Below are 26,990 nucleotides of genomic sequence, written 5' to 3' on the forward strand. Positions count from 1 at the left end.
TGAGCTTGCTCAGTCATAATCGACTTAGAGCGTAGCTCATTTTCATTGTATATCTGTTATTCTTACTACCTTATGTTCATCCTGCTGCTTACCGATTCAACAGACTTCCCACATACTTCAGTAGCTCATTGGCGCAAATTGGGCAGTAGTGATGCCCATCAATCAGTCTGGCGCATACCTCGTTGATCCGTTTGAGCTGGCTTTCATCCGGCGTTTTGGACGAGGTGGTAATTTTGACGATATCTTTGAGATCTGTGAATAGCTTCTTCTCAATCGCTTCCCGCAGGCGGTCGTGGTTGTTGTACTCGAATTTCTTCCCTTTGCGTGAATACGCGGAAATACGGATCAGGATTTCTTCCCGGAACGCCTTTTTCGCATTCTCAGAGATACCGATTTGCTCTTCAATCGAACGCATTAACCGCTCATCTGGCTCCATTTCCTCATCCGTAAGCGGATCGCGGATTTTGGACCAATTGCAGAAGGCTTCGATATTATCGAGATAATTCTCAAATAATGTCTTGGCGGACTCCTCAAAAGAGTAGACGAAGGCCTTTTGCACTTCGCTTTTAGCTAAAATGTCATATTCTTTGCGGGCAATGGAGATGAAATTCAAATAACGCTCCCGCTCCTCTTTTGTAATCGATGGATGCTGATCCAGACCGTCTTTAATTGCACGCAACACATCCAGTGCGTTCATGCACTGCAGATCACCTTTGATCAAAGCGCTGGAAATCCGGTTGATAACATACCGCGGATCTATTCCGGACATGCCTTCATCCAAATACTCCGTTTGCATCTCCTTGAGATCTGCTTCTTTGTAGCCCTCGACCTCTTCACCATCATACATGCGAAGCTTTTTGATCAGATCCATACCTTGTTTTTTACTTTCTTTCAGACGGGTCAGGATCGAGAAAATAGCAGCGGCACGCAGCGCATGCGGCGCAATATGCACATGGTTCATATCACTCTGGGCGATCAGCTTCGCGTAGATTTTTTCCTCTTCCGATACTCTGAGGTTATACGGAACAGGCATAACAATCATACGGGACTGGAGCGCTTCATTCTTTTTATTAGAAATAAACGACTTATACTCGGTTTCATTGGTGTGAGCTATGATCATTTCATCCGCACTGATCAGCGCGAACCGGCCAGCCTTGAAATTGCCTTCTTGCGTCAGTGACAGCAGGTTCCATAGAAACTTTTCGTCGCATTTGAGCATTTCTTGAAATTCCATCAGCCCACGGTTAGCTTTGTTCAGCTCTCCGTCAAAACGGTAAGCGCGTGGATCGGATTCCGAACCAAACTCAGTAATGGTCGAAAAGTCGATACTTCCGGTCAAATCGGCAATATCTTGCGACTTCGGATCGGATGGACTAAAGGTACCAATCCCTACCCGCTCTTCTTCTGACAAAATAACACGAGCCACTTTAACCTGCTCAATATCTCCCGCATATTCATTTCTCAGCCGCATCTGGCAGGACGGGCACAAGTTGCCCTCAATACGCACACCGAGTTCTTTTTCAATCTCTGGACGAAGCTCCAGGGGGATCAAATGTAGTGGATCCTCATGCATCGGGCAGCCCTCAACCGCATATACCGCACCCGCATCCGTCCGCGAGTATTGTTCCAAACCTCTTTTTAACAGCGTGACTAGGGTCGATTTCCCCCCACTGACAGGTCCCATCAATAACAGAATCCGTTTACGAACATCTAGCCGGCGTGCTGCAGAATGAAAATATTCCTCCACTAACTTTTCGACTGCACGATCAAGTCCAAAAATCTCCTGTTCAAAAAACTTATAACGTTTGCGTCCGTTTATGTCCTCTACGCCATGCGACTTAATCATGTCATAAACGCGGGAGTGAGCGGTTTTTGCGGGAGAGGGGTCTTTTTTCAAAAGTTCTATATACTGCTTGAAGGTCCCGCTCCACGCCAAACGGTCGTTCTCAGCCCGATACGAAGCTATTCGCTCAAAAATATCCATTGCTCGCTGCCTCCTCTTGCGCTCCTACTTGCTCTCCTATAGCGTTAAAAAGTGTATTACATACCTATGCGGCAAGCGTGGAATAGTTGACCTCTTTTTTGCTGTGCTATAATAGAGAATCATAAAATCGCAGTAAAACCTTAATGGAAACCCGAAAATAAAGGGCTACGGGAGTGACACTATGGCGGTACGACATGAAACGGAGCTGTATGCTCCTTTGAAGTTTTTTTTTGAAAAGCAAGGATACAGCATCAAGGGTGAGGTTCGGACTTGTGATTTGGTGGGTATTCGTGAGGATTTAGAGCACCCTCTAATCGTAGAGATGAAAAAATCGTTCAACCTCGCCTTGCTCCTGCAAGGGGTAGAACGGCTAAAGCTCAGTCCTACGGTCTATCTCGCAGTAGAACGTGTCCGTGATAAAAAAGGGGCGGTGAACCAGCGCTGGGGCGAGCTTAGCGGGCTGTGCCGCCGTCTTGGTCTCGGGCTGATCACCGTTGTTTTTTATAAGACCAAGGCCCCGCTGGTCGAGGTGCTCGTCGAGCCGGACGAGACACCGCCTGTGCAGCGCAGCAACAAGCGGCGGCGCGAGCGCCTGCTCTATGAGTTCCGCGAGCGCAGCGGAGACTACAACATCGGCGGCAGCACGCGCGTCAAGCTCGTGACGGCCTACCGTGAGAAAGCGCTGCGTGTCGCGCTTTCTCTGCAGGCAGCGGAGGCGGAGGCCGCCGTCGCTGCCGAGAAGGCCGCTGCGAAGGCTTCGCTCGCAGCGGGCAAACGTGCAGCGGCGAGCACCGCTGCACAGGCTCCGGCGCTGAGCTCAGCGCCGGAGGGGCGTGCTGCCGGGGACACGGCAGCACGGGAGGCAGCGGCGGCTGGCACGCGAAGCGGTGCCCCTAGCGCTGCCTCAAGCGCCCGCTCGGCCGGGATCACTCCGGCCGAGCTGCGGAAGCGTAGCGGCGTACCGAACGCCGCCGCTATGCTGCAGCACAACTACTACGGCTGGTTCCACCGTGTCAGCCGTGGGCGCTATACCCTGACCCCAGCCGGTCAGGCCGCGCTAGTAGAATACGCCGCTATAACTGGCGGCGCCTCCAATGACAGCAATCAGCACAGTAATTAGCATGCCTGTCCTAAGCAAAAAATTCTTTCGATTTCAAATTTTTTCTGGAGCCTTTATCTTTTTCTCTGCTTTTGATCTTTCACTCTGACTTTTATCATTTTCTTCGATTTGATCTTTCACTTCGACTTTCGTCTTTTAATCAGGTTAATCATTTACTCGGACTTTAAACTTATTATTCTAATGCACACGTAACAATGTCTAGGTAACGCCAAAAAGCATCCCATTTACGGGATGCTTTTTGTGTTCCAATCCGTCAAGCCATAGAAACACATCTAACATTCGAAGAATCAATCTCAAGGTGATACATTAAATTATAGGGAAATCATCCCTATAATTTCTAAATATAAGCGCTAAAAACTGAAATATAGGGAATTCCTCCCTATAAATGCATAGATCACTCCATAAAAAGAGCTTTTTCCGAAATTTAGAGGGAGAGATTCCCTATAGTCTCCATTTCAGAATACAAATCAGCCAGTTATAGGGAGAAATACCCTATAATGACCTCCCCCGCGCTCTACTCCTTGGCTAATGCATCACTCTGACCGTATTGACTTCCTGAGTGTGTCATTCAATGATCTGCCCGTTCATCCGCCTACACATCACCCTGCGCATCTGACCGCATATCTGCCTACGCCTATGACCACTCATCAACCTGTTTGTTACTTTTATACGCCCAATCCATCAGATTACTTACCCACCTAACTCCGAGCCGTGAACTCCTTAACCGCCTCGCTCATCAGATTCATACCAAGTAGCAGCTCATCCCGGCCGGGATGGCTGAAGTTAAGACGAATGTGATTTCCGCTTCCATCCACACTACATAACGGTCCTGGCAAAAATGCCACTCCCTTACCTAGCGCACATTTTAGCAGTGCCATAACATCCATCCCCTCCGGTGGAGATACCCATAGAAACATACCTCCTGACGGCAGGTCGTAGGAGCTTCCCTTCCAAGCTGGACGTTTTAGCAGTTCAACCATTAACTTCAGTCGGGTGTTATATTCTCGGTTCAGCTGCGCAATATGCTCACGAAGATCAAAAGCGGTCACATCCAACAAATGATGCAAGAGCCGCTGATTTAATGCGCTTGATTGCCAGTCTGCCATCTGCTTTGCAGCAGCCATCATCCCGATCACTTCCCGGCTACCCGCAGCCCAGCCCGTCCGCAGCGCGGGCGCAACGGTCTTGCTGAACGAACCGATATATAATACGTGTCCGCCATCACTTTTATTTTCCAGCGCATACAAGGATGGATATCTTATTGCCCAATGTTCACCATACTTCTGGAAATGTAAATCACCATAAGAATCATCTTCTACAATCAGGATGTTATACGCGATACAAAGACCCAGCACCTCACGCCGTCTCTCTAAGCTCCATAGGATACCACTTGGATTCGTAAAGCTTGGTGTTGCGAACAGCATCTTAGGCTTATGCAGTTCAATTTGCCTCCGCAAATGATCGGGATGAAGCCCGTCCAAGTCACCCTCTACAGGAATAATGATGGCACCCTGCATGCGAAGAGTTTGCAAGAATCCTGGAGATGTCGGATTTTCTACTAATACACGATCTCCCGGATCAATATACACCCGCGACAACAAATCAATCGCTTGCTGGCTCCCCGTTGTTAGCAGAACTCCACCCTCAGTAACAGTTACCCCTTTTTCTCTGAGCCAATCCCCGGCAAGCCACTCCCGAAGTGGACCATACCCTGCAGGATCACCATATTGAAGTGCTCCTGCATCTGCAGATATCACCGTAGAGGCTGCTTCGGCAAGCAGCGATAATGGGAACAGTTCTTCCGCTGGTAATTCTTCAGCAAGCGATATCATGGAGCTTCTCCGTGTTTGGGTGCGAATACTTAGAAGCGGTGACGATAGCAGTGTGTGCGCGCGAGCAGAAAATTGGTAAAGCATGCGAAATCCCCCTTCCCTAGTACCAAGTATAAATGGCTAAGTTATCCTCTTTCGAGGACGATTATCCATTTAACGTGATACGCTTTCTTCTATTTCAAGAATATTCCACCTTTCCCCTCATTATGTCGTATAGCTTGGGTTATGCGTAGATTTGCCTGTTTTGTCTTGAAAAGAGTGCAAATTTCTCAATGGCCTGCGCTCGCGTCGAAACATCAAGCTTCACATAAATTTTGCGCAAGTAATTGTCAATCGAACGACGACTTACTGCAATTTCAAGCGCTATTTTATCATAAGTAATCCCCTGAACGATTCGCTCCATAATAAACATCTCTGTCTGCGTCAATTGAAGAACATCATCCAGTCCTTTAGAAGTCGAAATCGGCCAGGATCCTTTTTCTATCCATTCTAGCGGCATTGAAAGAAAACCTACTCTTAAACCCAAGATCAGCTGTAAAAGCTGATGAGGAGAAGCTCCTTTCGAGAAGATCCCGCTGGCTCCCAGCTCTATGAGGGGCTGTAGCAGATCCCTGCCGTCTTCATCCGTCATCACGACAAAATGTGAGTTTGGTGAGCTTTTTTTCATATTTAACAGCACACTCTCAATATTACCTTCAGGCATATGATAATCTGCCAGCACTAGCTCGGGATTCTTTTCCCTTACGATGGAAGCGCCTTCGTCCCAAGTTGAATACATTCCTAGAACTTTAAGCTCTCCTCCCTCTTCCAAAATCAATTTTGTCCCCAGCATACTTGTAGGATGACACCCCACAATAACCACCTGCCAAACCTTCATCATTAATGCCCAGACCTCCTGCTTTATATAATCATCCAGAAAGGAAAGCGCCGCAGCGTTTCCGGTTTAAACGCAAGCAAGGAAGTATGATGACTTGTTCGTTTATTCTCTCGCTGGTTACCTTGAGTACGTCTATCAGAAATTCCAATCTATAGAAATTGTATCGCAGTAGTTTAATAGGATGCAATTACTTTTTCTAGTTTTCACACTCTCTTACATTTTTGCGAAACTAGTCAAAGTCTGATAGAATGGGGACTTGAAAAAAAGACCAACCCGAGGTGATCAAATGCAACCGCTAGCGGAAACGTCCCCGGTACACTCGCGCCGTGCTGCTGTGAGAAGCGGCCCTTCCGTAAAATGGTTTTTACTGTTCTGGATCGTGATGATTGGAATTGGTGTATATGCTGTATACAGCTACACAAACCATTTGAAGCAGCAAGTGCTGAGCGAACTTAGCAATCAGAGCCAGCAGCAGCTAACCGTTCTTAAGACCGACTATGAGTCGAAAATTGCCGTTCTCACTGAAGAAGTGAAGGAATTGCAGAATACAGTGCAAAGTTTTAACGAACTATTAACCTTCACTAAAGATAATGCAAGTGCCAAGACAGACAATAGTAACAAGCTATATACGCAATTGAGCGAAGTTAGCAAACAGTTAGAAGCTTTGAAGAAAGAAATGGATCTGATTAAATGATGACGCCAGTCAAAAGAGTGAACCGTTTCTTTATGCTTCTGACCGCACCTTTTTTAGGTTTACTGATATGTATGTGGTGGTATCGACCACCGCTCGAGCTGGATCTTGATGTAGGACAATTCACACCTATCTCAGGGCCTCTAAATGAAACAGCTATCCTAAAAAAGGATTTAACCCTAGCCGAAGGCACTGCATCCTACACCATAGATGCAGTCAGCGCTAGCGCTAAGCTATATAAAGGAACCACTACTGCTATGAATAAGTTAGTCGAGACAGCGAAGACTCAAGCGAACCGTCCTGAGCTTATCTATAACCGCCGGATATCCGCCAAGCTTGGAATACCTTCGGAGGTCCTTACTAGCGACCGGATTAGAATCGAGCTGTATAAGCTGAATCCCGGTAACTATAAGGCCTATGCTTTGAAGATCAAATTGAAGGATCCAACTGCGATGCAGATGAGTCTTGCGAAGGAAGCTACTGGTGGCGCAGAAACCACTATGCACGCTGTACAAAGTCATGGTGCTATTGCAGGTATTAATGCTGGAGGTTTTGCGGATAAAGCCGGAAAACGCTATCCCTTAAGCACTACTGTGGTTGATGGAAAGTATCTCAATGGTTTCGAGCCGACATTCAAGGATCTCAGCTTCGTAGGTCTGAACAAGTCCGGACAGTTAATCGGCGGGAAATTTTACAGTCGCGCACAGTTAGATCAACTCGAACCCGTATTTGGTGCAACCTTTGTGCCTGTTCTACTTAAGAACAACGTCAAAGTACCGATCCCGGAAAAGTGGAAAACATCCCCCAATCGGGCGCCACGTACAGTAATCGGTAATTATAAGGATGATCAGCTTCTCATCTTTGTAGCGGATGGCTATAATGAGCTTGGCAGCTCTGGTGCCCGGCTAGAGGAGATTCAGAACAAGCTATATAACATGGGTGTCATGGATGCTTATAATCTGGATGGTGGAGGATCGTCATCACTCATCTTCAATGGAAGAGTAGTCAACAAGCCATCAGACGGAAATCTTAGAGCTGTACCAACAAATTTCCTGTTTTTTAAATGATTATAGTAAAATGTCTATGCAACATATCACATTTGCGTTTATTTTTATTGATTTGCAGGGTATAATCTTGATAACGAATACATTTGCTAATGGAGGTGCCAGTATGTCGTTCTCATTAACCTTTTGGATCGTAACTATCGTATTTGTGTTATTTATGGTCGGCATCCTTACCTCATCTTACAACGACGACAAAACAAAAGGTCTATAAGCAAGAAATGTCTCAGCAGCCACTTGGCTCTGAGGCATTTTTTTATAAGCCTGAAACAAAAAAACTGCCACATAAGTAGAGAAATCTACGAATGGGACAGTTTCTTTATTTAGAAAACTATTGGCTGTCAGAATTCTAAATGTGTAAATATGTACTTCCTAGGCGTGTCTTGGCAATTGCGTCATTTCTGATAGGCATGCAGCGCAAATATAACGATCTTTATATTCACTCACACCTTCCATTGATCCGCAGAAAACACATTTTGGACGGTAACGCTCCAAGATGATATGGTCACCCTGTACCAAAATTTCAACCGGGTCGCCTTCATTCATCTGATACCTTTTACGCAGGGACTTAGGCAGAACAATTCTACCCAGCTGATCCACTTTGCGAACTACACCAGCAGGTTTCATATCTAACGTACACCTCTCCTGTTCAACTAATAATTTGTAGCTACTATATATTTCGGCTCATTCATTATATTTCGTTATTAAAATGTCGAATCCTGCTGAAAAAAAACAAAAAAAATGTCTTTTTTCTAAACAAGATTGGGAAAATCCAGCTGTCGAAGGGCTTCATATACAATAATAGCTGCAGAATTCGATAGATTCAGCGATCTCACGGCATCACTCATTGGCATGCGCATTTTTGTTTCTTTACCCGCTTCCAGAATTTCAGCAGAAAGCCCCTTCGTTTCTTTACCAAAGACAAAGAAGTCTCCATCCTGAAAATCAAAATCGCTATATCTCTTCTCCGCTTTCGTCGTTGCGTAAAAGAAACGTCCCTCACTGTACTTCTCAAGTACCTCAGCAAAAGAGTCGTGGTATTCAATGTTAACAGCGTGCCAGTAATCCAATCCTGCTCTTTTCAATGTAGCATCGTCTGTACGGAATCCGAGCGGGCGAACCAGGTGAAGATGAGTGCCTGTTGCTGCGCAGGTACGCGCAATGTTTCCAGTATTGGCCGGTATTTCCGGCTCAACTAATACGATATGGAGTGCCATTATATGGTTCCTTCCTCTCTAAAGGCTTAATAGCCAGATGTTTTACTCTAGTGCATAACCATAGCTTCTCCAAACAAACTGAAAACCTTCCACCCATAGGCGGAAGGTTTACGATAGAGTTCATTAACCTTGAGTTTGCCGGAAATGGTTCATGAAATCAGAAAGTGCTTTAACACTTTCGTAAGGAACTGCATTGTAAATGGAAGCGCGCAAGCCACCCACACTACGATGTCCCTTTAAGCCGACAAAACCTTCCAGTTCAGCAGCTTTAACAAACCGTTTTTCGAGTTCTTCCGATTGCATCCGGAAGGTAACGTTCATAATGGAGCGACTGCTCTTCTCAGCAACACCACTGTAGAAGCCGTCACTTCCATCGATGTGATCATATAATAGACCCGCTTTTTCAAGGTTCTTGGAATGGATACCAGCAAGACCACCTTGCTCCTCAATCCATTTTAATACTTCGTTAACCATATATACAGAGAAAGATGGAGGTGTATTGTAAAGAGAGTTATTTTTGTAATGAGTGCTGTAACGCATGATAGTTGGAATGTTAGAAGGTGATTCTGCGAGCAATTCCTCTTTAGCAATAACTACAGTCACACCGGAAGGACCAAGGTTCTTTTGTGCTCCAGCATAGATCATTCCGAATTGGTTGACATCGATTGGCCGGCAAAGGATATCACTGGACATATCTGCGATGAGCGGAATCGAGCCAGCATCCGGATATTCTGCATATTGCGTTCCTTCAATGGTCTCATTGGAAGTAACGTGAAGGTAGGCAGCATTTTCCGCAGCTTTAATCGAACTCAATTCAGGTATAGCTAAGAATTTCTTGTCTTCGGAAGAAGCAGCAACATGAGCGCCCCCTACCAATTTAGCTTCTTTATAAGCCTTATCTGCCCAGCTACCTGTCATAACATAGCTACCTACTTGGCCTTCGGAAATCAGGTTCATAGGGATCATAGCAAACTGTGTGCTTGCTCCACCTTGTACGAACAATACCTTATAGCCCTTCGGATTGCCGAGGAGCGAAAGCAGACGTTCCTGCGCTTCATTATGCACGGATTCGTAGATTGCTCCACGGTGCGACATCTCCATGATAGACATTCCACTTTCTCGGAAATCAACAAACTCCGCTTGTGCGCGTTCCAGTACCGTAAGCGGCAATGCTGCCGGTCCGGCATTAAAATTGTATGCTCTCTTATTCAAAACTACTCCCCACCCTTTCTCTCCTATCAATATGGATATCGCTTATGATAGCAATAATCTCACACACCAGCAAGTATAATTATTCACATAAAAGCTTTGATTACTGCTTATCATGATGTGAAAAAATGATAAGTTCGGCTCCAGGACTTGCTTTCATGCGGTAAAAGACTAATGTTCACAAAAACTTCAGGTGAGACCACATGGCGTTCTCCCCATAGCGCTATTCGTGCTACTGGGAAATCTCCGCTCTCGCGTACTCCTGTTCCAGTAGGCTTATGAACCAACTCCCAATTGAACTCAGCCTCTGGACCTCCCCAGCCACTCAGCTTGCAGTAAAATGACCGGTCTGGCTCTTCTGACCAAGTAAGGGCATTACCAGCTACCTCTAGCAAATTATTCGTGTATTGAGATTCTGGCTCTTCTACTTTGAGCCCATTCGAGAGGCGCAACTCAAAATCCGAACCTATATTCAAACCATCAATTCCTACGAAATTGTGGATGTACTCCTCGGTTTGGATTGGCTTATCCCCTTTGTTATGCAATTCATATGCAATTTTCAATTGGTCGTCCTTTATAGAGATCGTTTTGGTCAAGAGCATCGCGTATCCATTACTTTCCATCGGCTGGACAGTATATGTAATCGAATCATCCCTAACCTCCATATCAACAGCAAAGGGGGTTAGTGGATATTTATTTTGAAAGCTATAGCTCTGCGAATCCAGCTTTTGTAACAATCCGATTCCGGGCTTTGGAAACCAGCCTCCGATCGGCGCTTCATCATACCCAATTGCCCGGGAAATGCCAAACTCGTTGCATAGTCCACTTCCGCCAGTACCTTCGCCTTCCTTCAAGCTCTCTGGCACACAAAACGTATGGTTACCCTTTTCTAACGTAACTTGTGTGATAAACCCCGTCCAGTCAAAACGAGTCCCTTTATAATCTTCTCCAATATCAGCGATATCCACAGATAATACGCCATTTGACAGCCTGTAACCCATCCTTCACAAACCCCTTTCAATCATTCAACAAATAAGTAAATTAGCCGCATTATATCATTTATGAAGAACCTTAGTTTTTATAATTTTCAAAAAAACGTCTGCAGCCGCTATTCATAACGGTGCAGACGTTTATAAAAATTCTAGTTAAGATTACACCAGAGTCACTTCAATCACGTGAAGCTTCTCTGTCTGCAGAGCAAGTAGCTCCTCACGTGGAATAATCGCACTTCCTGAGCCGCGCTGCAGCGTCACCTCGCTGCCATTCAACGTAACGGAGTGTATTTGGTACTCTCCATAGTTAAAGCTTCCAGTGGCTTTATAGACCACTTCAAACTCACGATCTGCAAAGATAGTCTTAATTGATGCTTTACCCTCGGAATCAAATTGTTCTTTTACTAATTTAGGTTCTAGCAATAGATCTCCCAGCTTGCCCTTCACACCAAATACTTCAGTGACCATGGTTAGCAAGAGCCAGCTTGCGGAGCCTGTTAGATACGTGTACATCCCTCTGCCGTGCTCGTTAATATATTCAGGAATACCTGGGTAGATACGGGCTTTTTCGAAATCCGTACTCAAGCTGTAAAGAGATTCAAGGACCTTATGACCTTCTTTTACATAACCACGTTTGTACAATGCATTCCCATACATGATGGTCATATGACTGAACATGGCCCCATTTTCTTTATGGCCAAAAGCAAAACCAAAAGCACGACCGAGATTTTGCTGAATCCCACCGAAACGGGAATTAAGCCTGTATCCAATCTTGTCATCAAATAGATTACGATCTACAGCTGCAATAATGTGTGGAATTTGCTCCGGAGCCGCTGCATGACCCATAAGCGGGAACACTTGGCCCGTAAGCGTCATACGAACGCCTTCAGAAAATTCACCCTCTACCTGTTCACCATCGTTATTATAATAACCATTAAACCAGCCATCGCCATTCTCACTCTGTACCCACTCATTGCTACGCAAATGGTTAAATAACCATTCTGCTTTTTGCTCCAGATCGTCAGCTACTTTATCGATATCGAGAGATACACGAACTCCACTCACCTTATTTGGTGCGGCAGTATAATATCGATCCAATCTCTCATGCTTACCTGATACAGAACCATAATCCACAGACTCGTTAAGGGTATCCAGCAGTAGCTGCATTTCTTCGGCTAATTCAACAGTTTCCTGACCTTTAGAAGTCTTAAGGTTACGCAGCACCCGGGAAATATCCAATAGATTGCTAGCATAGAAAGATGTAAATGCTACACTCTCTCCGCGATCCGCCCCCATATCGAGGCCATCATTCCAGTCCGCGCCTTCGAGAAGGATATTATTATGTTCTCCCACATTAAAGAACGGAACTAGATTTTGCAGCAAAATATGTTCCAGAATCGTACCTTTGTAGATTTCCCCAGAAACTGTTCTAAGATCACTGCCTACAGAGGTATTCCATGAAGTATCACGTTCCTTACAACGACTCATAAACGTATCCCGGAAATAAGTCTGTTCTTGCAACAAGAAATCAAGATCACCACTCTGATCCAGATAGAGCATCGTTGTTAAAAATGGCCATGCCCCATGATCCATCCATACACGAGGGATGTTGTTACGGTCAGCGATAAATTCACCTGGCTGTTGACCGATAATGGTTGCGTTACTGCCATCAATTCTCACACCAGCGTAATTGTTGAAGAGTAGGCTACGAACTTCGGCAGGCTCCATAATGAGCAGTGCCAGACAGTCTTGCCAAAGATCTCGCCAGCCACGTCCGCCTCTACCATAATCATGATACGGTAAGAAGGAGTTACCATACAGTCTTCTAAGGACCGGTTGGATGGTTACCCATTTCATCCATTGATCTGCATCCGAGTCTCCGGTATGAAATTCTACCATATTCACTTTGTCTGCCCAGAACGCTTTAGTTTCCTCTAGCAGATGATCAAAAGCTTCAGATGTACCATATTTACTCATCAACGCTTCAACGTTAATTCTATCACTATCAATTGCCATAACTACGACATAAGAATGGCTTGCACCAGAAGACAAGGTAATTGAAGCAAAACGAAGACCACCAACGGCTTCATAACCCTCTCTATCCACGCCGCCACCTTTACCAATCTCTGGCGTAGTATTCAGAATAACAGCTTCTGGCCAGTCAAGACTTCCACCTTCACCAATAAATTCTTCTTGAATCGGGAAGAAACCATCAGGCTGACTGCCATCACCTTCTGCACCAAATACACCGTAAGAAGTGTGATTAATGCGATGACCACGCTCATCGAAAGATAGTGCAGGTTGAACCTCAACACCATAAGCTGAGGTGTAAATCCGGTTCAGCAGGGAGGTTACATGTCTGTGATCGCGCAGATCATCTGCGGAACGGGCATACAAGGGAACTACAGCCGTTGGTGTAAGAGTAAGCTCCTCTGTTCCCGTATTCGTCAACGTAACTTTCATAAGTTCTACCTTATCATTACCGCTAGGTACGAAGCTGGTAATCTCAGCTTTGACACCCATCTCAGAGTTGCTGCGAGTCACACGATGCCATAGGAATCCAGCCTCAAGTACTGCATCATCAGCAGATGAGGTGTAGAACGCTGCATTTTGCTTAGCAGAGTTTCCAGCTGCAGACCAAGCACCTTTGCCTTCGACGTAAACCCAGAAATTACGTGAGGCGCGTGAATTATGCAAATCTTCAACAGATAAGGGCGGTGTTAAAAATGTATTATGACCAGTCGTCGCCTGACCATGAAGCTTCGGGGTTACAGTCGACATCATCCCCCCCTCATTTACTAGAGGGAAGTATAAGAAACTACTATGATCCGGTTGCTGAAGCTTGAACTCTCCATCCTTTCCGGTGAATTCAAAGCCTTGAATTTTTTTGCGGTCCATTGTCCCCATCCTCTCATTTACACATCTACTTAAGCTTTAACCGCACCTGCCAATGCACCGTCAACGATATACTTTTGAATGAAGGTGTACAGGACGATAAGTGGTGCAGATACGATCATGATACCGCACGCCAACATAGGCCAGTTGTTTCCGTATTGACCGCGGAATTCTTTAAGCCCGAAGGTAATTGGATAATGTTCCGGACTTGGCAAATACATGATTGGACCTACAAAGTCATTCCAAATGGTAATGGCCGTCAGGATAACACCTGTTGCGATAACAGGTTTCATCAGTGGCATAATGATCTGGAATAAATACCGCATATACCCAGCACCATCCATACCTGCAGCTTCATCCATCTCACGGCTGATCCCTTTAATATAACCTACGAACATCATGAAGACGATACCTGTTCCTCCTGTTTTTAGGAGAATATAACCCAGCTTCGTATCATAGCCCACAAATCCAAGCTCTTGTTTCAAGGTAAGCATCAATTTGAACTGTGCAACCATAGGGTTAGGCAAGAACTGTGACATCAAGAAGAACAAATAGATAAACCCGCTCCACTTTACATAATTTCTCGCTACCGGAAAAGCTCCGAATAACGAAACGATTAGTGTTAGCACTGTTGCTACGGCTGTATACAGCAGACTGTTCAGGAAATAATTTGAGAAATTACCTTTTAGCCAAGCTTCCTTGTAGTTATCCCATTGAATACTTTTCACAAGCCCGATCGGGTCTAGCAGGTAATCTGTGAAGGACTTGAATGAAATATTTATAACAAACAATAGCGGCATGATATACAAAACGAGCAATACTGCAATCAGAATATAGGAGAGAGTTTTGGCGGTTTTGGAATCTTTCATTAATACTCCACCTCTCTCTTACGCATTTGTTTAACTGCAAATACAACGAAGACCAGAATCATAAGGAACTGTACCACAGAAAGCGCGGATGGAAGTCCCATCTGTAGAGAACCACGGAACGTCTCTTTATACACGTCATAAGCCATTGTTCTTGTGTTAAAGCGACCGTCCGTAGTTGCGAGAATAATATCAAAGGTGGACATCGCACCGATAATGGACAAAATAATATTAATGGTGAACGATGGCGCAATAAGCGGGAACGTAATGTTCTTAAAAGATTGCCACTTCGTGGTTCCATCAATGTATCCAGCTTCATACAGATCCTTCGGAACGGATTGAAGTCCTGCAAGGAAAATCAGCATGGAATAACCCATGTACATCCAAATTTGCGTAAATATAATATAACCAAACGCATGGGTGAAGCTTCCAAAGAACATATCTTTATAACCGAACAATGAATCATACAGTTGATTTACGGGACCACTTAGCGGATCGAACATCAAGCCCCATACTAGTGCAACTACCGATACACCAAGCACAACCGGTAAAAAGAAAACTGCGCGATAAAAATAATCGCCTTTCAGCTTCTGATTAATCACTACGGCCATAAGGAGACCGACACCGTTTTGTACGATTGTAACAATGATCATGAAATAAATAGTCCGTATAATGGAATCCCAACGTTCGCCTGAATTTCCGGAGTTAAAAACACTATAATAATTGTCAAGGCCTACGAAATTCAACTTGCTTCCAGGAACGTTCGTAATATCTGTAAATGAATAGATGACTGTCATCATAGAGGGTCCAAAATAAAAAACAACGTACAATGATAATGGAATCATAAGCAGCAGAAGTGGTAAATATCTTTTTATACCTTTTCCGAACGGATACATTTCTCTCACCTACCCAATCCTAATTCAATAAAATGATCGGGGTCTGTACGAACAGACCCCGATGTTGTACACAGTATGTTATAGATATCTGTTTATTGGGATAACAGCTTATTTAGGAGCTGCAGCTTCCCATTCTTTTTGTTGTACATCTGCAAGCTCTTTAGCGGTTTTGAATTCGCCGCCTGGTGCCAGGTATTCAGTATGAACGCCTTCAGCAGCAATGTGCTCGCCTACATTGTCACGGTTAATCATCATGATTTCATAAGCTAGCTCAAAGTCACCTGTCATGTAAGGAGCAAGCTCTTTGTCAATAAAGTCACTGTCAGTTGCAATGTTATCTTGTGTTGGCAAGAAGCCTGCAGCTTTAACATATTCTGTGTAGTTTTCTGGTTCGGAGAAGAATTCCAACCATTTCAGAGCGCCTTCTTTGTTTTGACCTTTTTCTGCTGCATACCAAGTTACATCGTATTTACCTACAAGTGAATTGTTTTTAGCAGCGTCTTCAGTAGCTGGAATTGGGAAGTATCCGAATTTCAGATCTGGATTAGCAGCAGCAATCGTAGGAGCATCCCAAGTTCCGTCAGCGATCATAGCTGCTTTACCTGTTGCAAAGTACGAGGGTGCTGTTGCATAGTCAATCCCCAAGAAACCGTCAATGAAGTAGTTATCTTGAAGCGTCTTCATTTTTTCAAGCACTTCCACAGCCTCAGCATCGTTGAACGCCGAAGTACCTTTCCAAACGCCTTCAATCCATTTTTGTTGGTCGCCGCCACCTAGAATCTTAGACTGCAAACCGAACACTGGCAGTTTCAAAGGCCATACATCTTTACCAGCCACTACGATTGGCACGATGCTCTTGGATTTCAGAGTATCAAGAAGACTAATGAATTCTGTCCATGTAGTAGGCACAGTCAAACCGTTTTCTTCAAACATTTCTTTATTATAGAAGAAACCTGACATTGCTACTTTACCGGTTGGGATCGCATACACTTTATCGTTGTACGTACCCGCCTTGGCAATATCATTCGCATTGTAGTTTTTAACGAAAGCTTCGTTGCTCAGATCAGCAATCAAACCGGAATCAATCCATTGTTGCCAGTCTGGCACTTTCGCACCTGGTGTCCAATCTTTCGGAGACAATCTCATACCGGAAAGATCGGCAAGGACGTCTACGTCACCAGCTGTGATTCTCGCTCTTTGCGCTTGTTTGAATTCATCATCCGGACCAGTGGTTGTGTATTCCACTTTATATTCTGGATATTTCTCTTCAAACTTCTTATTAATGTCTGTAATGACTTTGTTAATGTTCTCTTGTTTCCAGTGCAAGATCTTAATCACTTTCTTGTCACCAGATGCTGGCTTGTCTGTTCCGTTCCCCGGAGCATTTGTAGCCTCACCTTTTGTGTTGTTGCCGCTTCCACATGCTGCTAATGAGAGCACTAGCGCTGAGCTCAACAATACTGCAGAAAGCTTCTTTACCATTTTTGTTACCCCCCAGATAATTTGTTACGACCTTTTAACGAAACACTATTTTAATTCCTGAAATCACGAAACTTTAACGACAATAATACAGAAAGCGGTTTCGTTGTTTTTATTATTACATCGTTATTTATCTTTGTAAAGTCTTTTTTATTCTTAGTCTTTGAACTATTTTTGATCATATATCTATAAAAATCCTTGATATCAAGGACATTCCTGCGAGAAAACTAATCACCCATTGACTATCTTCCTATATAATTATAAAATCATCTACGAAAACGTTTCGTAATTTATACTTGAAATCCATAAAAAATCCTAACTCAATTACACTTTCATCATAGATTACAGAGTGTTTCTCATTATAAGGAGGACTAAAGTTGGCCTATAACATTAAAGACATAGCGAAAATAGCTGGGGTTTCTGTTTCGACAGTATCTAAAATCATAAATAACTACAGCGATATTTCGGAAGACACCAAGACTAGGGTACAACAAATCATAAAAGAAACCGGATATACTCCCTCCAATTCAGCAAAAACATTAGCTACAAAATCATCGAATCTAATTGGTGTTATATTTGCAGGCATGCTGAATGTTGACTTTACCCATCCTTTTTTCATCGAAGTCCTAAACTCCTTCAAAAAACAAATGGGACTGCTAGGTTACGACCTGATCTTTTTCTCTAACGAAAAATTTCAAAGTGGCGATACTAATGATTATCTTGCCCGATGTCAGCATTTTAATGTAGATGGTTGCCTACTAATTTCCGGGCAAGAGTTAGAAACCTCTATTAGCGAACTAGACAATAGCTCTATCCCTTGCATCGGCGTAGATTTAAAGCTATCAGGCGACAATTCCGGTTATATCATGTCTGATAATTTCAAGATGTCCACTAAGGTAGTCGAACATTTTTACTTATTAGGCTATCGAGAACTTGGCTATATCGGCAGTTCCTCAGAATCAGAAATCTCCAATATACGTGAAAGTGGTTTCCGCAAAGCGCTTGAAGATTTAGGACTACCGATTAACGAAAACTGGTTCTTAAACGGGAGCAATTTCTTTGAAGCCAGCGGTTATAAGACCATGTGTAGAATGATTGCGAATGGCAATTTACCCAGAGCGATCTTCGCGGCCTCTGATCAGCTAGCTATCGGGGCTATGCGTGCCCTTAAAGAATCTTCTATCGCTGTTCCTGGTACTGTCGCAATTATCGGCTGTGATGATATCGAAGCCTGTAATTACACAACACCACTCTTGACTACGATTAAACAAAATAAAGATAAGATCGGTCGCCTAGCCGCGTTAATGCTGTATGATTTAATAAACAATCAATCAGGCACGAGCTCTTTCAGCGTGGAGCCAGAGCTCATCATAAGAGAATCCTGCGGCGCTTCTGAGCGGGGTTTAGTATAGATTCCTTAGTAATACCTCTACTTAATTAAAGTGGAACTACAGGGCAGAATATTAAACTATAGAAGCAAAAATGAGGATATCCTTAGCCATATCAATGGCCAAAGATATCCTCATTTTTGTTAGGATTAATACAAAAGGTGTTCCTAAGTCATTTCCATGACTTAGGAACACCTTTATTTGTTTAAGCTTTATATTATTTGAGCAATCTTACAGGTCGAAGTACAGAGAATATTCATGTGGATGAACACGAATCGCAACCTCTTGAGCCTCGGAACGTTTCAGAGCAATATAGTTATCAATGAAGTCCTTAGTAAATACGTCGCCTTCTGTAAGGAACTCGTAATCAGCTTCCAAAGAATCAAGCGCTTCGCTCAGGCTACCTGGAACGCTGCGGATCTTTTCTTTGTCTGCATCGGACAATTCGTAGATGTTCTTATCCAGAGGACCGTAACCCAGTTCTTGTGGGTTGATCTTGTTCTTGATTCCATCCAGACCTGCCATCAGCATTGCGGAGAATGCCAGGTAAGGGTTAGCGGTAGAGTCCGGTGTACGGAACTCGATACGACAGCCCTTCGGTGTCACAGCCGCTACTGGAATACGAACTGCTGCAGAACGATTTCCTTTGGAATATACCAAGTTAACCGGTGCTTCGTAACCAGGAACCAAACGTTTAAATGAGTTGGTGCTTGGGTTAGTCAAAGCGATCAAGGCTGGTGCATGGTACAAAATACCGCCAATGTAGTGAAGCGCCATTTCGCTCAAGTTAGCATAAGCGCCTTTTTCGTAAAATAAAGGAGTGTCTCCGTCAAAGATCGATTGGTGTACGTGCATTCCGCTACCATTATCGCCAAACAGTGGTTTTGGCATGAAGGTTGCCACTTTGCCGTACTGACGTGCAGTGTTTTGTACAATATATTTGTAAGTCATGAGATTATCAGCAGTTTTCTTCAAGGTATCAAAACGGAAGTTAATTTCCGCTTGGCCTGCAGTTGCTACTTCGTGGTGATGACGCTCAATGCGCAGTCCCACTTCAGCAAGCAGACGACACATTTCACTACGGATATCCTGTTGGGAATCCACAGGTGCTACAGGTACATATCCACCTTTAACGCCTACTTTAAATGCAAGATTTCCGCCCTCTTCTTTACGCCCCGTATTCCAAGCCGCTTCTTCAGAGTCTACGAAGAATGAGGAGCTGTTCATACCGCTCTCGTAACGAACATCATCAAAGATAAAGAATTCAGATTCAGGTGCGAAGAATGCCGATGTTCCAACTCCGCTCTTCTGAAGGAACTCTTCTGCTTTCACAGCAATACCGCGAGGATCGCGCTCATAGCGTTCACCATCAGGAGTGAAAATGTCGCACATAACGTTCAGCGTTGGATGAGCTGTAAACGGATCAATGAACACACTGTTCGGATCAGGCATCATAACCATGTCTGATTCTTCAATACCACGGAATCCTTTGATGGAAGAACCGTCGAATGCTACCCCATTTACAAAAGTTTCATCTTCCACTTCAGAAGCAGGCAGAGAAATGTGGTGAGCACGGCCACCTAAATCTACGAATCGAAAATCTACCCACTCGATATTGTTTTCTTTAATTGTTTGCAACACTTTTTCAACCGACATGAATTTTTCCTCCCCCAAGTTCCGAACATTAAGCCCCTCACAGTATGCAAATGTTCTTGTTTCATTTTTATTTGCTGTCGTCATTATAAATCTCATACCTAACATCGTCAATGCTTATGTCAGGTATTTCTTTCAGCAATGTAAGATATTCTAACGCTTTCGTGAAATCCATTATTTTCGCTAATATTCATGACATTTCTAACTTATCCAATAGCAAAGAAGCCCTACTATCCCGCTGTACCGCGGGTTTAGAGGACTTCCAAGGTTGTTATATTCTTAAAAATTATAGCGCCGAAACGGTTTCTGGCGAAGTTGAAAACTTACGTCCAACAATCGGAGCGAGCTTTTCTAGATCCTTAAGCAGATTATCGAACTGCTCAGGGAATAACGATTGAACACCGTCACCTGTCATAGAATTGTCCGGATCTGTGTGCATTTCAATGATTAGACCATTTGCACCAGCTGCAACCGAAGCTTTAGCCATAGGTTCAACTAACTCACGACGTCCAGTGCCGTGACTTGGGTCAGAGATTACCGGAAGGTGGCTTAAGCTTTGTAGAACCGGAATAGCTGATAGATCCAGCGTATTGCGTGTGTAAGTCTCAAATGTACGAATACCACGCTCACAGAGCATTACATCCTTATTTCCGCCTGCCAAAATGTACTCCGCTGCATTGAGCAATTCATCATAGGTTGCACTGAAGCCGCGTTTCAGAAGGACAGGTCTTCCACAAGTACCCAGCTTGCGTAATAAATCAAAGTTCTGCATGTTCCGTGTACCGACCTGGAGGATGTCAGCATGCTCTGCACAAATATCCACATACTCTGGTGTCATAACCTCTGTAATGGTTAATAGGCCATGACGCTTTCCTGCTTCAGCCATCATAGTCAAACCTTCTACACCTACGCCTTGGAAGCTGTATGGACCTGTACGGGGCTTAAACGCGCCTCCACGCAGTACCTGAGCACCTGAAGCTTTAACCAGACGGGCAATCTCATCAATCTGCTCTGGAGACTCAACGGCGCATGGTCCACCCATAATCACCAGATTCTCTCCACCAATCTTCACACCCTTGATATCGATAATGGTATCCTCTGGATGGAAATCACGGCTAGCTAGCTTATAAGACTTGGAGATCTTTACGACGTTCTCTACTCCCTTCATTTGCCGCAAATGCTCTGCAAGCTTAGGAGTGACACTTCCTACTAAACCGATAACAGTGTGATCTGCACCTTTAGAGAGATGTACCTGCAGACCCTCTTTTTCGATAACTGCAATAATATCTTTAACCTGCTCTTCTGGCGTTTGATTGGATGTAATGACGATCATTCTAATAACTTCCTCTCTACACTTAAAATTTATAATAATTTCGCTCAACACACTCGCACTACGACGCGTGTTCGCTTTTAAGCTTTTAAGCTTTTATGCTTTTAACCGATAAAGCGATTTTACTCTAAAAATCCTTTACCGTCAATCCTATTTCCTGATTTATAAGATGAAACCGCTTTTTCTAAATAGAAAAGTGCGTAACCTCGATATACGAGGTTACGCACTTTTGTCCTAACACAAATATATAAGTTCGCTTACAGCGCATTAAGTAGTGCTTGTGCTCTTATTCTTAACCGGAGGAAGTAATTTCGCCATATTCACTGTACGTTTGATCTCCCATGTCTCGGGATTCTCGGAATCGTACTGCTCCAAATAATTAATAACTTCTTTGGTAATTGGTGTAGGTGTAGACGCGCCAGAGGTAACCCCCACAATATTTACACCCTTCAGCCAGTCGGTGTTTAGTTCAGAGATATCAGAAATCCGATGAGCAGGAACACCTGCGATCTCTTCCGACACCTGTGCCAGACGATTAGAGTTGTTGCTTCGTGGATCGCCAACGACAATCACTAGATCGCATTGACCCGCCTGTTCCGCAACAGCCTCTTGACGCACCTGAGTAGCCATACATATCTCATTATGCACTTCAGCACCTGGGAAGGTCTCTAGTAGCTTTTTCATAATATTTTTAATGTCCCACTGGCTCATGGTGGTCTGATTCGTAATTACAATCCGTGAAGAAGGAATGGATAGAGTTGTAATCTCATCTTCTTTTTCAATTAGATGCACATGCTCTGGCGCAATGCCGACAGCACCTTCCGGTTCCGGATGGCCTTTCTTACCGATATAAATAACCTCATAACCATCATCGACTTTCTCCTGAATGAGATCATGCGTCTTTGTCACATCTGGACAGGTAGCATCGACCGTAGTCAATCCTTTATCCCTAGCCATCTTGCGTACCTCAGGTGAAACTCCGTGAGCAGTGAATATAACGGTTCCACTGTCTACTTTATCGAGAATATCCAGACGGTTATGACCGTCCAAGGTAATAATGCCATCGTCCTCAAACGAATTCGTAACATGACTATTATGAACAATCATGCCCAGTATATAAATCGGCCGGGGAAGATCGAGATTTTGCGCAGCCTGCCGTGCCATTACCATAGCATCGACTACTCCGTAGCAATATCCCCGGGGAGAAATTTTAATGACTTCCATGACTTCACCAACTTTCTGCTTTCGTTGACTTCTGTAATAGGACACACTTTAAATTATACCCTATTCCAGCGGCGGAGCAAAGAGAAGCGGCAACCAGATCACAAAAGTAGTTCCTTCGCCTTGACGTGTAACAACTTCCACAGACCCACCATGCTCGTCAATAATCCACTTAGCAATAGATAAACCAAGCCCAATCCCTTCCGTAATTCCACGTGATTCATCTGCACGATAGAATCGGTCGAAAATATATGGAACCTCATCTTTGTCCATACCAATCCCCGTATCGGTGATCCGAATACCAACCTGATTCTGATAGAAAATCGTATCTAAACTTACCCCGCCAGAAGGCGTGTACTTAAAAGCATTATCAATAAAAATAAATAACATTTGTTGTAAATAATCTTTATTACCCACAACATATTTTCCATTTAAGACGGACATATCCCCTGTAACCCACTCCGCTTGACGAGGCAGGAAGGATGCCCTACGCGCGATCTCAGTCATCATTGGTTCCAGTGCCACCGGCTCTATCTCGAAGGTTCGCCCTGTATCAGCACGCGCAAGAGAGAGCATATCTGCTACAAGTCGGCTCATTCGCTTAGACTCGTCCGCAATATCCTTCACCGATTCCATCGAGAGCTGGCGAATTTCAGCCTCGCTCATCTTCCCTTCGCCCGGCTCCATCTCCCATACTTTTTGCAGCAGATCGATATTCCCACGAATGGTCGTTAGAGGCGTCCGCAGTTCATGTGATGCATCGGAAACGAACCGACGCTGCGCGGCATAAGAATCCTCAAGCTCTGTATAGAATCCTTCCATACGCCCAAGCATGTTATTGACAGTCTCAATGAGGCGACCTATTTCGTCTGGAGGTCCATCATATTCAATACGGGAGCTTAGGTCAGTCCCCGTCTGAATCCCATTTGCAGCTTCAATCACTTTTCCAATGGGACTCATCGCTTTACGGGCCAGGAATAAACCAAAGGTAAATGCCGCGATCAAGGTAGCAAAAGAACCGACAAGCAATATATTCTTCAAACGCTCCAAGAGCTTATTCTGCTCACCCACATAGGCAGCGACTTGCAATACAGCAACTGGATTATTATTAAAATTCTCTATTTCTAAAGAAATAGGCATTTCATAGATCAAAAACTGATTACCATCTACAACAACATTACGATATCCCTGTACAACTTTATCTTGGGCAGGATAATCAAACTGTAGCCCAAAATTAATCATATTTGTCGACTGTGATAAGCTTTTGCTACCATAAGTATAAATCTGTGTATACATATTAGAATTTTCAGGACGTCTGACTCCTCCAAGCTTCAACTCACCATTGTAGCGATCAATACTAAACAAGGGTTTCGTCTGCTCAGCTTGTACTCTTAGTCGATCCTTCAAGTCCCCATACGTATTAAAATAGACAAAACCGTAAATTGCGGCTGATAAGGCCAGCAGCATAACGGCCAAAATCCCTGAATACCAAGCAGTCAGCCGCAATCTTATAGACATGTTAGTTGTCACCTCTTAGAATGTAACCGGCACCCCGGATCGTTTGAATGAGGCGTTTACCGCCATGCTCCTCCGTCTTTTGACGTAGCATAGCTATGTATACCTCAAGTACATTTGATTCACCGCTATAATCATAACCCCATATTTTATCCATGATCAGATCACGCGAAAGCACCCGTTTCGGATTCTGCATAAAGAGATGCAGCAGCTCAAATTCCTTCGCTGTCAGCTCCAGTCTCTTGCCGGCGCGTGTCACTTCACGTGAATCCACATCCAAGGTAATATCCTCGTAAGTAACCGCTTGCTCACTGCCGCCACTTTGCTCACTCTTACGTCGTAGTAACGCTCGTACACGTGCAAGTAATTCTTCCAGCGCAAATGGTTTAACTAGATAATCGTCCGCACCCAGATCAAGCCCTTTCACACGATGCTCAATTTCATCCTTGGCCGTAAGCATTAGAACAGGCACATTACTGCCCCCTTCACGCAAACGACGACAGACTTCAAATCCATCCACCTGAGGCATCATAACATCCAAAATCACCACGTCCGGATCGCTGCTTAGGATTGCTCGTAAACCATCCGCTCCATTCACCGCAGTCTTTACATCGTAACCTTCAAAAGCTAGTCCTCGGCGAAGCATGGAAATAATTTTTTCATCATCATCAATGATTAGAATATTCGGTCGCATCAAGCAGCCCCCATTGTTTCTGTTTATTTATTATTGTAGCAGTCACACCATGATTAGACAAAAAACGGAAGGGTTACCCCTTCCGCGTGATTCACCGTCCGGTGTTATCGTTGCTGACTTTGCCCAGTAGTCGTTGTATCAAAATCATTCTTGTTGCCGATTGTAACGGAAAGATCCAGCTTTTTACCATCACGCACCACATTCAGCGTTACTTTGTCTCCCACTTTTAACGTTTGAATGAAAGCGATCAGATCTTGGTTTGTTGCATATTTCGTTCCATTTGCACCTGTAATGATATCGTAAGGGCGCAAGTCAGCGGCATACGCTGGCGATTTAAAGATAATATCTGCAACTACAGATCCTTCTTTAATATCTGTACCCATTTGCTTAGCAACTTCATCCGTAATCGTCATAAGCGTTGCACCAATGAATGGAACGGGTTCTTTTGGAATCGCTTGGTTCGCTTCCAGTTTATCTACGACTTCTTTAATCGTATTCACAGCGATAGCAAAACCAATCCCTTGGGAATCCGTGCTAACGGCTACGTTCATACCAATTACCTGTCCATTCATATTGAGGAGCGGACCACCAGAGTTACCTGGGTTGATAGAAGCGTCAGTTTGCAGCAAGTTCTTGTAGTTGCGTGTTCCACTACCATCTTCTTCGTTAATATCAATACTGCGTCCTTTTGCACTAAGCACACCGGAAGTTACAGTATGGTCGAAGCCTTGCGGGTTACCGATAGCAACCACTTCTGAACCTACCTTTATGCTATCCGAATCTCCAAGTGCTACGGTAGGGAAATCACTATCTCCTTCAATTTTAAGCACAGCCAAATCCAGATCTTTGCTGGAGCCTAACAGCTTAGCTTCATAAGGCTTGGTTACGCCATCCACAGTGACTTGGATTACATCGGCATTGTCAATTACGTGCTGATTGGTCAAAATATAGCCGGATTTCTCATAAATGAAGCCTGTTCCAATTCCATAAGGGATAAGCTGTGATGAAGAATTCGATCCTGATTTGGAATCCTGTTCATTTTGTGAAGAACCATTTCCACTGTATTGATCCCCGAAGAAAAATTGTGAGAACGGATCACTCAAATTCGGACTGGATGAACTTCCATTACGTGAACCGGATTTCACTAGCGTCTCAATCTTGACGACTGCTGGTCCAACCGAATCAACTACGCCAGTCACATCACGAGATCCTTTCACCAATGATGTAGTAGTAGTATTAGGTGTAGTACTAGCACTCTCATTCGTCGTCTTCGCCGTTCCATTCGATCCTGAGCTTGCAATGGTTGTTGCATCCCCTGTGAACCAGTTGCCTCGATCTGCCATGAACATAGAACCTGAGAGAACGACCATACCTGCTAAGAAGGAAACAAATATTGTTTTCACTGAGCTTTTTGGCTTTTTATTAAACTGCCAGCCACCGCCACCTTCAGAACCACCTCCGCCGTTTCCACCTCGTCCACCGCCATTACCATCAAAGCCTGTACTGCGATATGAACTGTTATATGGAAGTTGTTTTACAGGTTGTGGAGGTGTAATCTCAACCCGCTCCGGCTCCATCCGGTTGTAATGCTGAGCACTTCCGTCTACGTTACTTTCATCTTTGTTCAATGATTTAAATGGTCCATAAGAATAGTAGTATGATGATCCGGATTCGGATGACTGATTATTATTGCTATTATGGTTATTATTGTCCCAATCCCGATCTGGTGCTGGTCCATTGTCTCGATTAAAGTTGTTTTTGTTATCGTCCATGTTTATTTACCTCCTGCATCCTGTCGCCTGACAAGGATTAATTTGTTTTCTTGTTTCTTATTTTGTACTTTAAACCTTAAGGTCACATTAAAAACAATTTAAGCGGAGATAAAAGATATAGGCGAATAGACGGATAGACGGGATTGAATCTCAGGACGCACACGCTGTTCGGTGGGACTGGGTTTCAGAAGGCACACCGCTCTTGTAATCATGTTCCTATGAATTTACCCTGCAGGTGGAACATGATTTCAAAGGCGGACGTAAACTTTTCGCTCTGATACCCAATCCCTAGGCAGGG

General features: G+C 44.1%; 21 protein-coding genes. 4 read left to right on the forward strand and 17 right to left on the reverse strand.

What is annotated here, in order from left to right; all coding sequences use genetic code 11:
- Positions 1-88: 88 nt before the first annotated feature.
- The gene (locus ACWNM1_RS05450; RefSeq protein ID WP_449600214.1) at positions 89-1,984 is read right to left on the reverse strand and encodes a PrkA family serine protein kinase; all 1,896 of its coding nucleotides are present in this window, start codon (positions 1,982-1,984) and stop codon (positions 89-91) included.
- A gap of 181 nt (positions 1,985-2,165) precedes the next feature.
- Here ACWNM1_RS05450 and ACWNM1_RS05455 point away from each other — a divergent pair, with 181 nt between their 5' ends.
- Positions 2,166-3,104 (forward strand): DUF2161 family putative PD-(D/E)XK-type phosphodiesterase, encoded by a 939-nt coding sequence (locus tag ACWNM1_RS05455; RefSeq protein ID WP_449600215.1) that lies wholly within the window; start codon positions 2,166-2,168, stop codon positions 3,102-3,104.
- A gap of 698 nt (positions 3,105-3,802) precedes the next feature.
- Here the strand turns inward: ACWNM1_RS05455 and ACWNM1_RS05460 are convergent.
- Together ACWNM1_RS05460 and ACWNM1_RS05465 are read right to left on the reverse strand one after the other, a co-directional pair.
- On the reverse strand, positions 3,803-5,020 hold the full coding sequence (locus tag ACWNM1_RS05460) for an aminotransferase-like domain-containing protein (RefSeq protein WP_449600216.1): 1,218 nt from the start codon (positions 5,018-5,020) through the stop codon (positions 3,803-3,805).
- A 139-nt stretch (positions 5,021-5,159) separates the two neighbouring features.
- Positions 5,160-5,816 carry a DNA-binding response regulator gene (locus ACWNM1_RS05465; RefSeq protein WP_042186245.1) on the reverse strand — a complete coding sequence of 219 codons (657 nt, stop codon included), beginning with the start codon at positions 5,814-5,816 and terminating at the stop codon, positions 5,160-5,162.
- Positions 5,817-6,099: 283 nt separating this feature from the next.
- Here ACWNM1_RS05465 and ACWNM1_RS05470 point away from each other — a divergent pair, with 283 nt between their 5' ends.
- Together ACWNM1_RS05470 and ACWNM1_RS05475 are read left to right on the forward strand one after the other, a co-directional pair.
- Entirely contained in the window at positions 6,100-6,507 is a 408-nt protein-coding gene (locus ACWNM1_RS05470; RefSeq protein ID WP_042186244.1) for a hypothetical protein, read from the forward strand.
- Positions 6,504-7,571 carry a phosphodiester glycosidase family protein gene (locus tag ACWNM1_RS05475; RefSeq protein WP_449600217.1) on the forward strand — a complete coding sequence of 356 codons (1,068 nt, stop codon included), beginning with the start codon at positions 6,504-6,506 and terminating at the stop codon, positions 7,569-7,571. The genes ACWNM1_RS05470 and ACWNM1_RS05475 overlap by 4 nt, the downstream gene beginning before the upstream one ends.
- Before the next feature lie 366 nt (positions 7,572-7,937).
- Here ACWNM1_RS05475 and ACWNM1_RS05480 read toward each other — a convergent pair whose 3' ends face one another.
- The 8 genes from ACWNM1_RS05480 to ACWNM1_RS05515 form a co-directional block, all read right to left on the reverse strand.
- Complete coding sequence (locus ACWNM1_RS05480) at positions 7,938-8,192, reverse strand: AbrB/MazE/SpoVT family DNA-binding domain-containing protein (protein WP_039871533.1); 255 nt, start codon at positions 8,190-8,192, stop codon at positions 7,938-7,940.
- 125 nt (positions 8,193-8,317) lie between these two features.
- Positions 8,318-8,782, reverse strand: a complete 465-nt coding sequence (gene trmL / locus ACWNM1_RS05485) for a tRNA (uridine(34)/cytosine(34)/5-carboxymethylaminomethyluridine(34)-2'-O)-methyltransferase TrmL (protein WP_042125678.1) — start codon at positions 8,780-8,782, stop codon at positions 8,318-8,320.
- A gap of 123 nt (positions 8,783-8,905) precedes the next feature.
- Positions 8,906-9,994: a 3-phosphoserine/phosphohydroxythreonine transaminase gene (gene serC, locus ACWNM1_RS05490; RefSeq protein WP_042186243.1), complete on the reverse strand. Its 1,089-nt coding sequence runs from the start codon at positions 9,992-9,994 to the stop codon at positions 8,906-8,908.
- A 110-nt stretch (positions 9,995-10,104) separates the two neighbouring features.
- Positions 10,105-10,992, reverse strand: a complete 888-nt coding sequence (locus ACWNM1_RS05495; protein WP_449600218.1) for a hypothetical protein — start codon at positions 10,990-10,992, stop codon at positions 10,105-10,107.
- 150 nt (positions 10,993-11,142) lie between these two features.
- A complete protein-coding gene (locus tag ACWNM1_RS05500; protein ID WP_449600219.1) occupies positions 11,143-13,881 on the reverse strand; it encodes a GH36-type glycosyl hydrolase domain-containing protein in 2,739 nt (912 codons plus the stop codon).
- A gap of 29 nt (positions 13,882-13,910) precedes the next feature.
- Entirely contained in the window at positions 13,911-14,747 is an 837-nt protein-coding gene (locus ACWNM1_RS05505; RefSeq protein ID WP_449600220.1) for a carbohydrate ABC transporter permease, read from the reverse strand.
- On the reverse strand, positions 14,747-15,640 hold the full coding sequence (locus ACWNM1_RS05510) for a carbohydrate ABC transporter permease (RefSeq protein WP_449600250.1): 894 nt from the start codon (positions 15,638-15,640) through the stop codon (positions 14,747-14,749). The genes ACWNM1_RS05505 and ACWNM1_RS05510 overlap by 1 nt, the downstream gene beginning before the upstream one ends.
- 108 nt (positions 15,641-15,748) lie before the next feature.
- Positions 15,749-17,122, reverse strand: a complete 1,374-nt coding sequence (locus ACWNM1_RS05515; RefSeq protein WP_449600221.1) for an ABC transporter substrate-binding protein — start codon at positions 17,120-17,122, stop codon at positions 15,749-15,751.
- A 374-nt stretch (positions 17,123-17,496) separates the two neighbouring features.
- Here ACWNM1_RS05515 and ACWNM1_RS05520 point away from each other — a divergent pair, with 374 nt between their 5' ends.
- Positions 17,497-18,531: a LacI family DNA-binding transcriptional regulator gene (locus tag ACWNM1_RS05520; RefSeq protein WP_449600222.1), complete on the forward strand. Its 1,035-nt coding sequence runs from the start codon at positions 17,497-17,499 to the stop codon at positions 18,529-18,531.
- A 207-nt stretch (positions 18,532-18,738) separates the two neighbouring features.
- Here the strand turns inward: ACWNM1_RS05520 and glnA are convergent, their stop codons facing one another.
- The 6 genes from glnA to ACWNM1_RS05550 form a co-directional block, all read right to left on the reverse strand.
- Positions 18,739-20,163 (reverse strand): type I glutamate--ammonia ligase, encoded by a 1,425-nt coding sequence (gene glnA / locus ACWNM1_RS05525; protein ID WP_042186233.1) that lies wholly within the window; start codon positions 20,161-20,163, stop codon positions 18,739-18,741.
- A 283-nt stretch (positions 20,164-20,446) separates the two neighbouring features.
- Complete coding sequence (gene aroF / locus ACWNM1_RS05530; RefSeq protein ID WP_042186231.1) at positions 20,447-21,493, reverse strand: 3-deoxy-7-phosphoheptulonate synthase; 1,047 nt, start codon at positions 21,491-21,493, stop codon at positions 20,447-20,449.
- A 264-nt stretch (positions 21,494-21,757) separates the two neighbouring features.
- Positions 21,758-22,714, reverse strand: coding sequence for a 4-hydroxy-3-methylbut-2-enyl diphosphate reductase (locus ACWNM1_RS05535; protein WP_449600223.1), 957 nt, complete (start codon positions 22,712-22,714; stop codon positions 21,758-21,760).
- Positions 22,715-22,774: 60 nt separating this feature from the next.
- On the reverse strand, positions 22,775-24,229 hold the full coding sequence (locus ACWNM1_RS05540) for a sensor histidine kinase (RefSeq protein WP_449600224.1): 1,455 nt from the start codon (positions 24,227-24,229) through the stop codon (positions 22,775-22,777).
- Position 24,230: 1 nt separating this feature from the next.
- Complete coding sequence (locus ACWNM1_RS05545) at positions 24,231-24,920, reverse strand: response regulator transcription factor (RefSeq protein ID WP_042125657.1); 690 nt, start codon at positions 24,918-24,920, stop codon at positions 24,231-24,233.
- 104 nt (positions 24,921-25,024) lie between these two features.
- The gene (locus tag ACWNM1_RS05550) at positions 25,025-26,692 is read right to left on the reverse strand and encodes a S1C family serine protease (RefSeq protein ID WP_449600225.1); all 1,668 of its coding nucleotides are present in this window, start codon (positions 26,690-26,692) and stop codon (positions 25,025-25,027) included.
- Between the last annotated feature and the right edge of the window lie 298 nt (positions 26,693-26,990).

This window comes from Paenibacillus sp. Marseille-Q9583 (assembly GCF_976954365.1).

What these genes read in the sequence shown, in the direction of transcription:
- ACWNM1_RS05450 (WP_449600214.1), bottom strand. Translation starts at nt 1,984, where the DNA reads ATGGATATTTTTGAGCGAATAGCTTCGTATCGGGCTGAGAACGACCGT.
- ACWNM1_RS05455 (WP_449600215.1), top strand. Translation starts at nt 2,166, where the DNA reads ATGGCGGTACGACATGAAACGGAGCTGTATGCTCCTTTGAAGTTTTTT.
- ACWNM1_RS05460 (WP_449600216.1), bottom strand. Translation starts at nt 5,020, where the DNA reads ATGCTTTACCAATTTTCTGCTCGCGCGCACACACTGCTATCGTCACCG.
- ACWNM1_RS05465 (WP_042186245.1), bottom strand. Translation starts at nt 5,816, where the DNA reads ATGATGAAGGTTTGGCAGGTGGTTATTGTGGGGTGTCATCCTACAAGT.
- ACWNM1_RS05470 (WP_042186244.1), top strand. Translation starts at nt 6,100, where the DNA reads ATGCAACCGCTAGCGGAAACGTCCCCGGTACACTCGCGCCGTGCTGCT.
- ACWNM1_RS05475 (WP_449600217.1), top strand. Translation starts at nt 6,504, where the DNA reads ATGATGACGCCAGTCAAAAGAGTGAACCGTTTCTTTATGCTTCTGACC.
- ACWNM1_RS05480 (WP_039871533.1), bottom strand. Translation starts at nt 8,192, where the DNA reads ATGAAACCTGCTGGTGTAGTTCGCAAAGTGGATCAGCTGGGTAGAATT.
- trmL (WP_042125678.1), bottom strand. Translation starts at nt 8,782, where the DNA reads ATGGCACTCCATATCGTATTAGTTGAGCCGGAAATACCGGCCAATACT.
- ACWNM1_RS05495 (WP_449600218.1), bottom strand. Translation starts at nt 10,992, where the DNA reads ATGGGTTACAGGCTGTCAAATGGCGTATTATCTGTGGATATCGCTGAT.
- ACWNM1_RS05500 (WP_449600219.1), bottom strand. Translation starts at nt 13,881, where the DNA reads ATGGACCGCAAAAAAATTCAAGGCTTTGAATTCACCGGAAAGGATGGA.
- ACWNM1_RS05505 (WP_449600220.1), bottom strand. Translation starts at nt 14,747, where the DNA reads ATGAAAGATTCCAAAACCGCCAAAACTCTCTCCTATATTCTGATTGCA.
- ACWNM1_RS05510 (WP_449600250.1), bottom strand. Translation starts at nt 15,640, where the DNA reads ATGTATCCGTTCGGAAAAGGTATAAAAAGATATTTACCACTTCTGCTG.
- ACWNM1_RS05515 (WP_449600221.1), bottom strand. Translation starts at nt 17,122, where the DNA reads ATGGTAAAGAAGCTTTCTGCAGTATTGTTGAGCTCAGCGCTAGTGCTC.
- glnA (WP_042186233.1), bottom strand. Translation starts at nt 20,163, where the DNA reads ATGTCGGTTGAAAAAGTGTTGCAAACAATTAAAGAAAACAATATCGAG.
- aroF (WP_042186231.1), bottom strand. Translation starts at nt 21,493, where the DNA reads ATGATCGTCATTACATCCAATCAAACGCCAGAAGAGCAGGTTAAAGAT.
- ACWNM1_RS05535 (WP_449600223.1), bottom strand. Translation starts at nt 22,714, where the DNA reads ATGGAAGTCATTAAAATTTCTCCCCGGGGATATTGCTACGGAGTAGTC.
- ACWNM1_RS05540 (WP_449600224.1), bottom strand. Translation starts at nt 24,229, where the DNA reads ATGTCTATAAGATTGCGGCTGACTGCTTGGTATTCAGGGATTTTGGCC.
- ACWNM1_RS05545 (WP_042125657.1), bottom strand. Translation starts at nt 24,920, where the DNA reads ATGCGACCGAATATTCTAATCATTGATGATGATGAAAAAATTATTTCC.
- ACWNM1_RS05550 (WP_449600225.1), bottom strand. Translation starts at nt 26,692, where the DNA reads ATGGACGATAACAAAAACAACTTTAATCGAGACAATGGACCAGCACCA.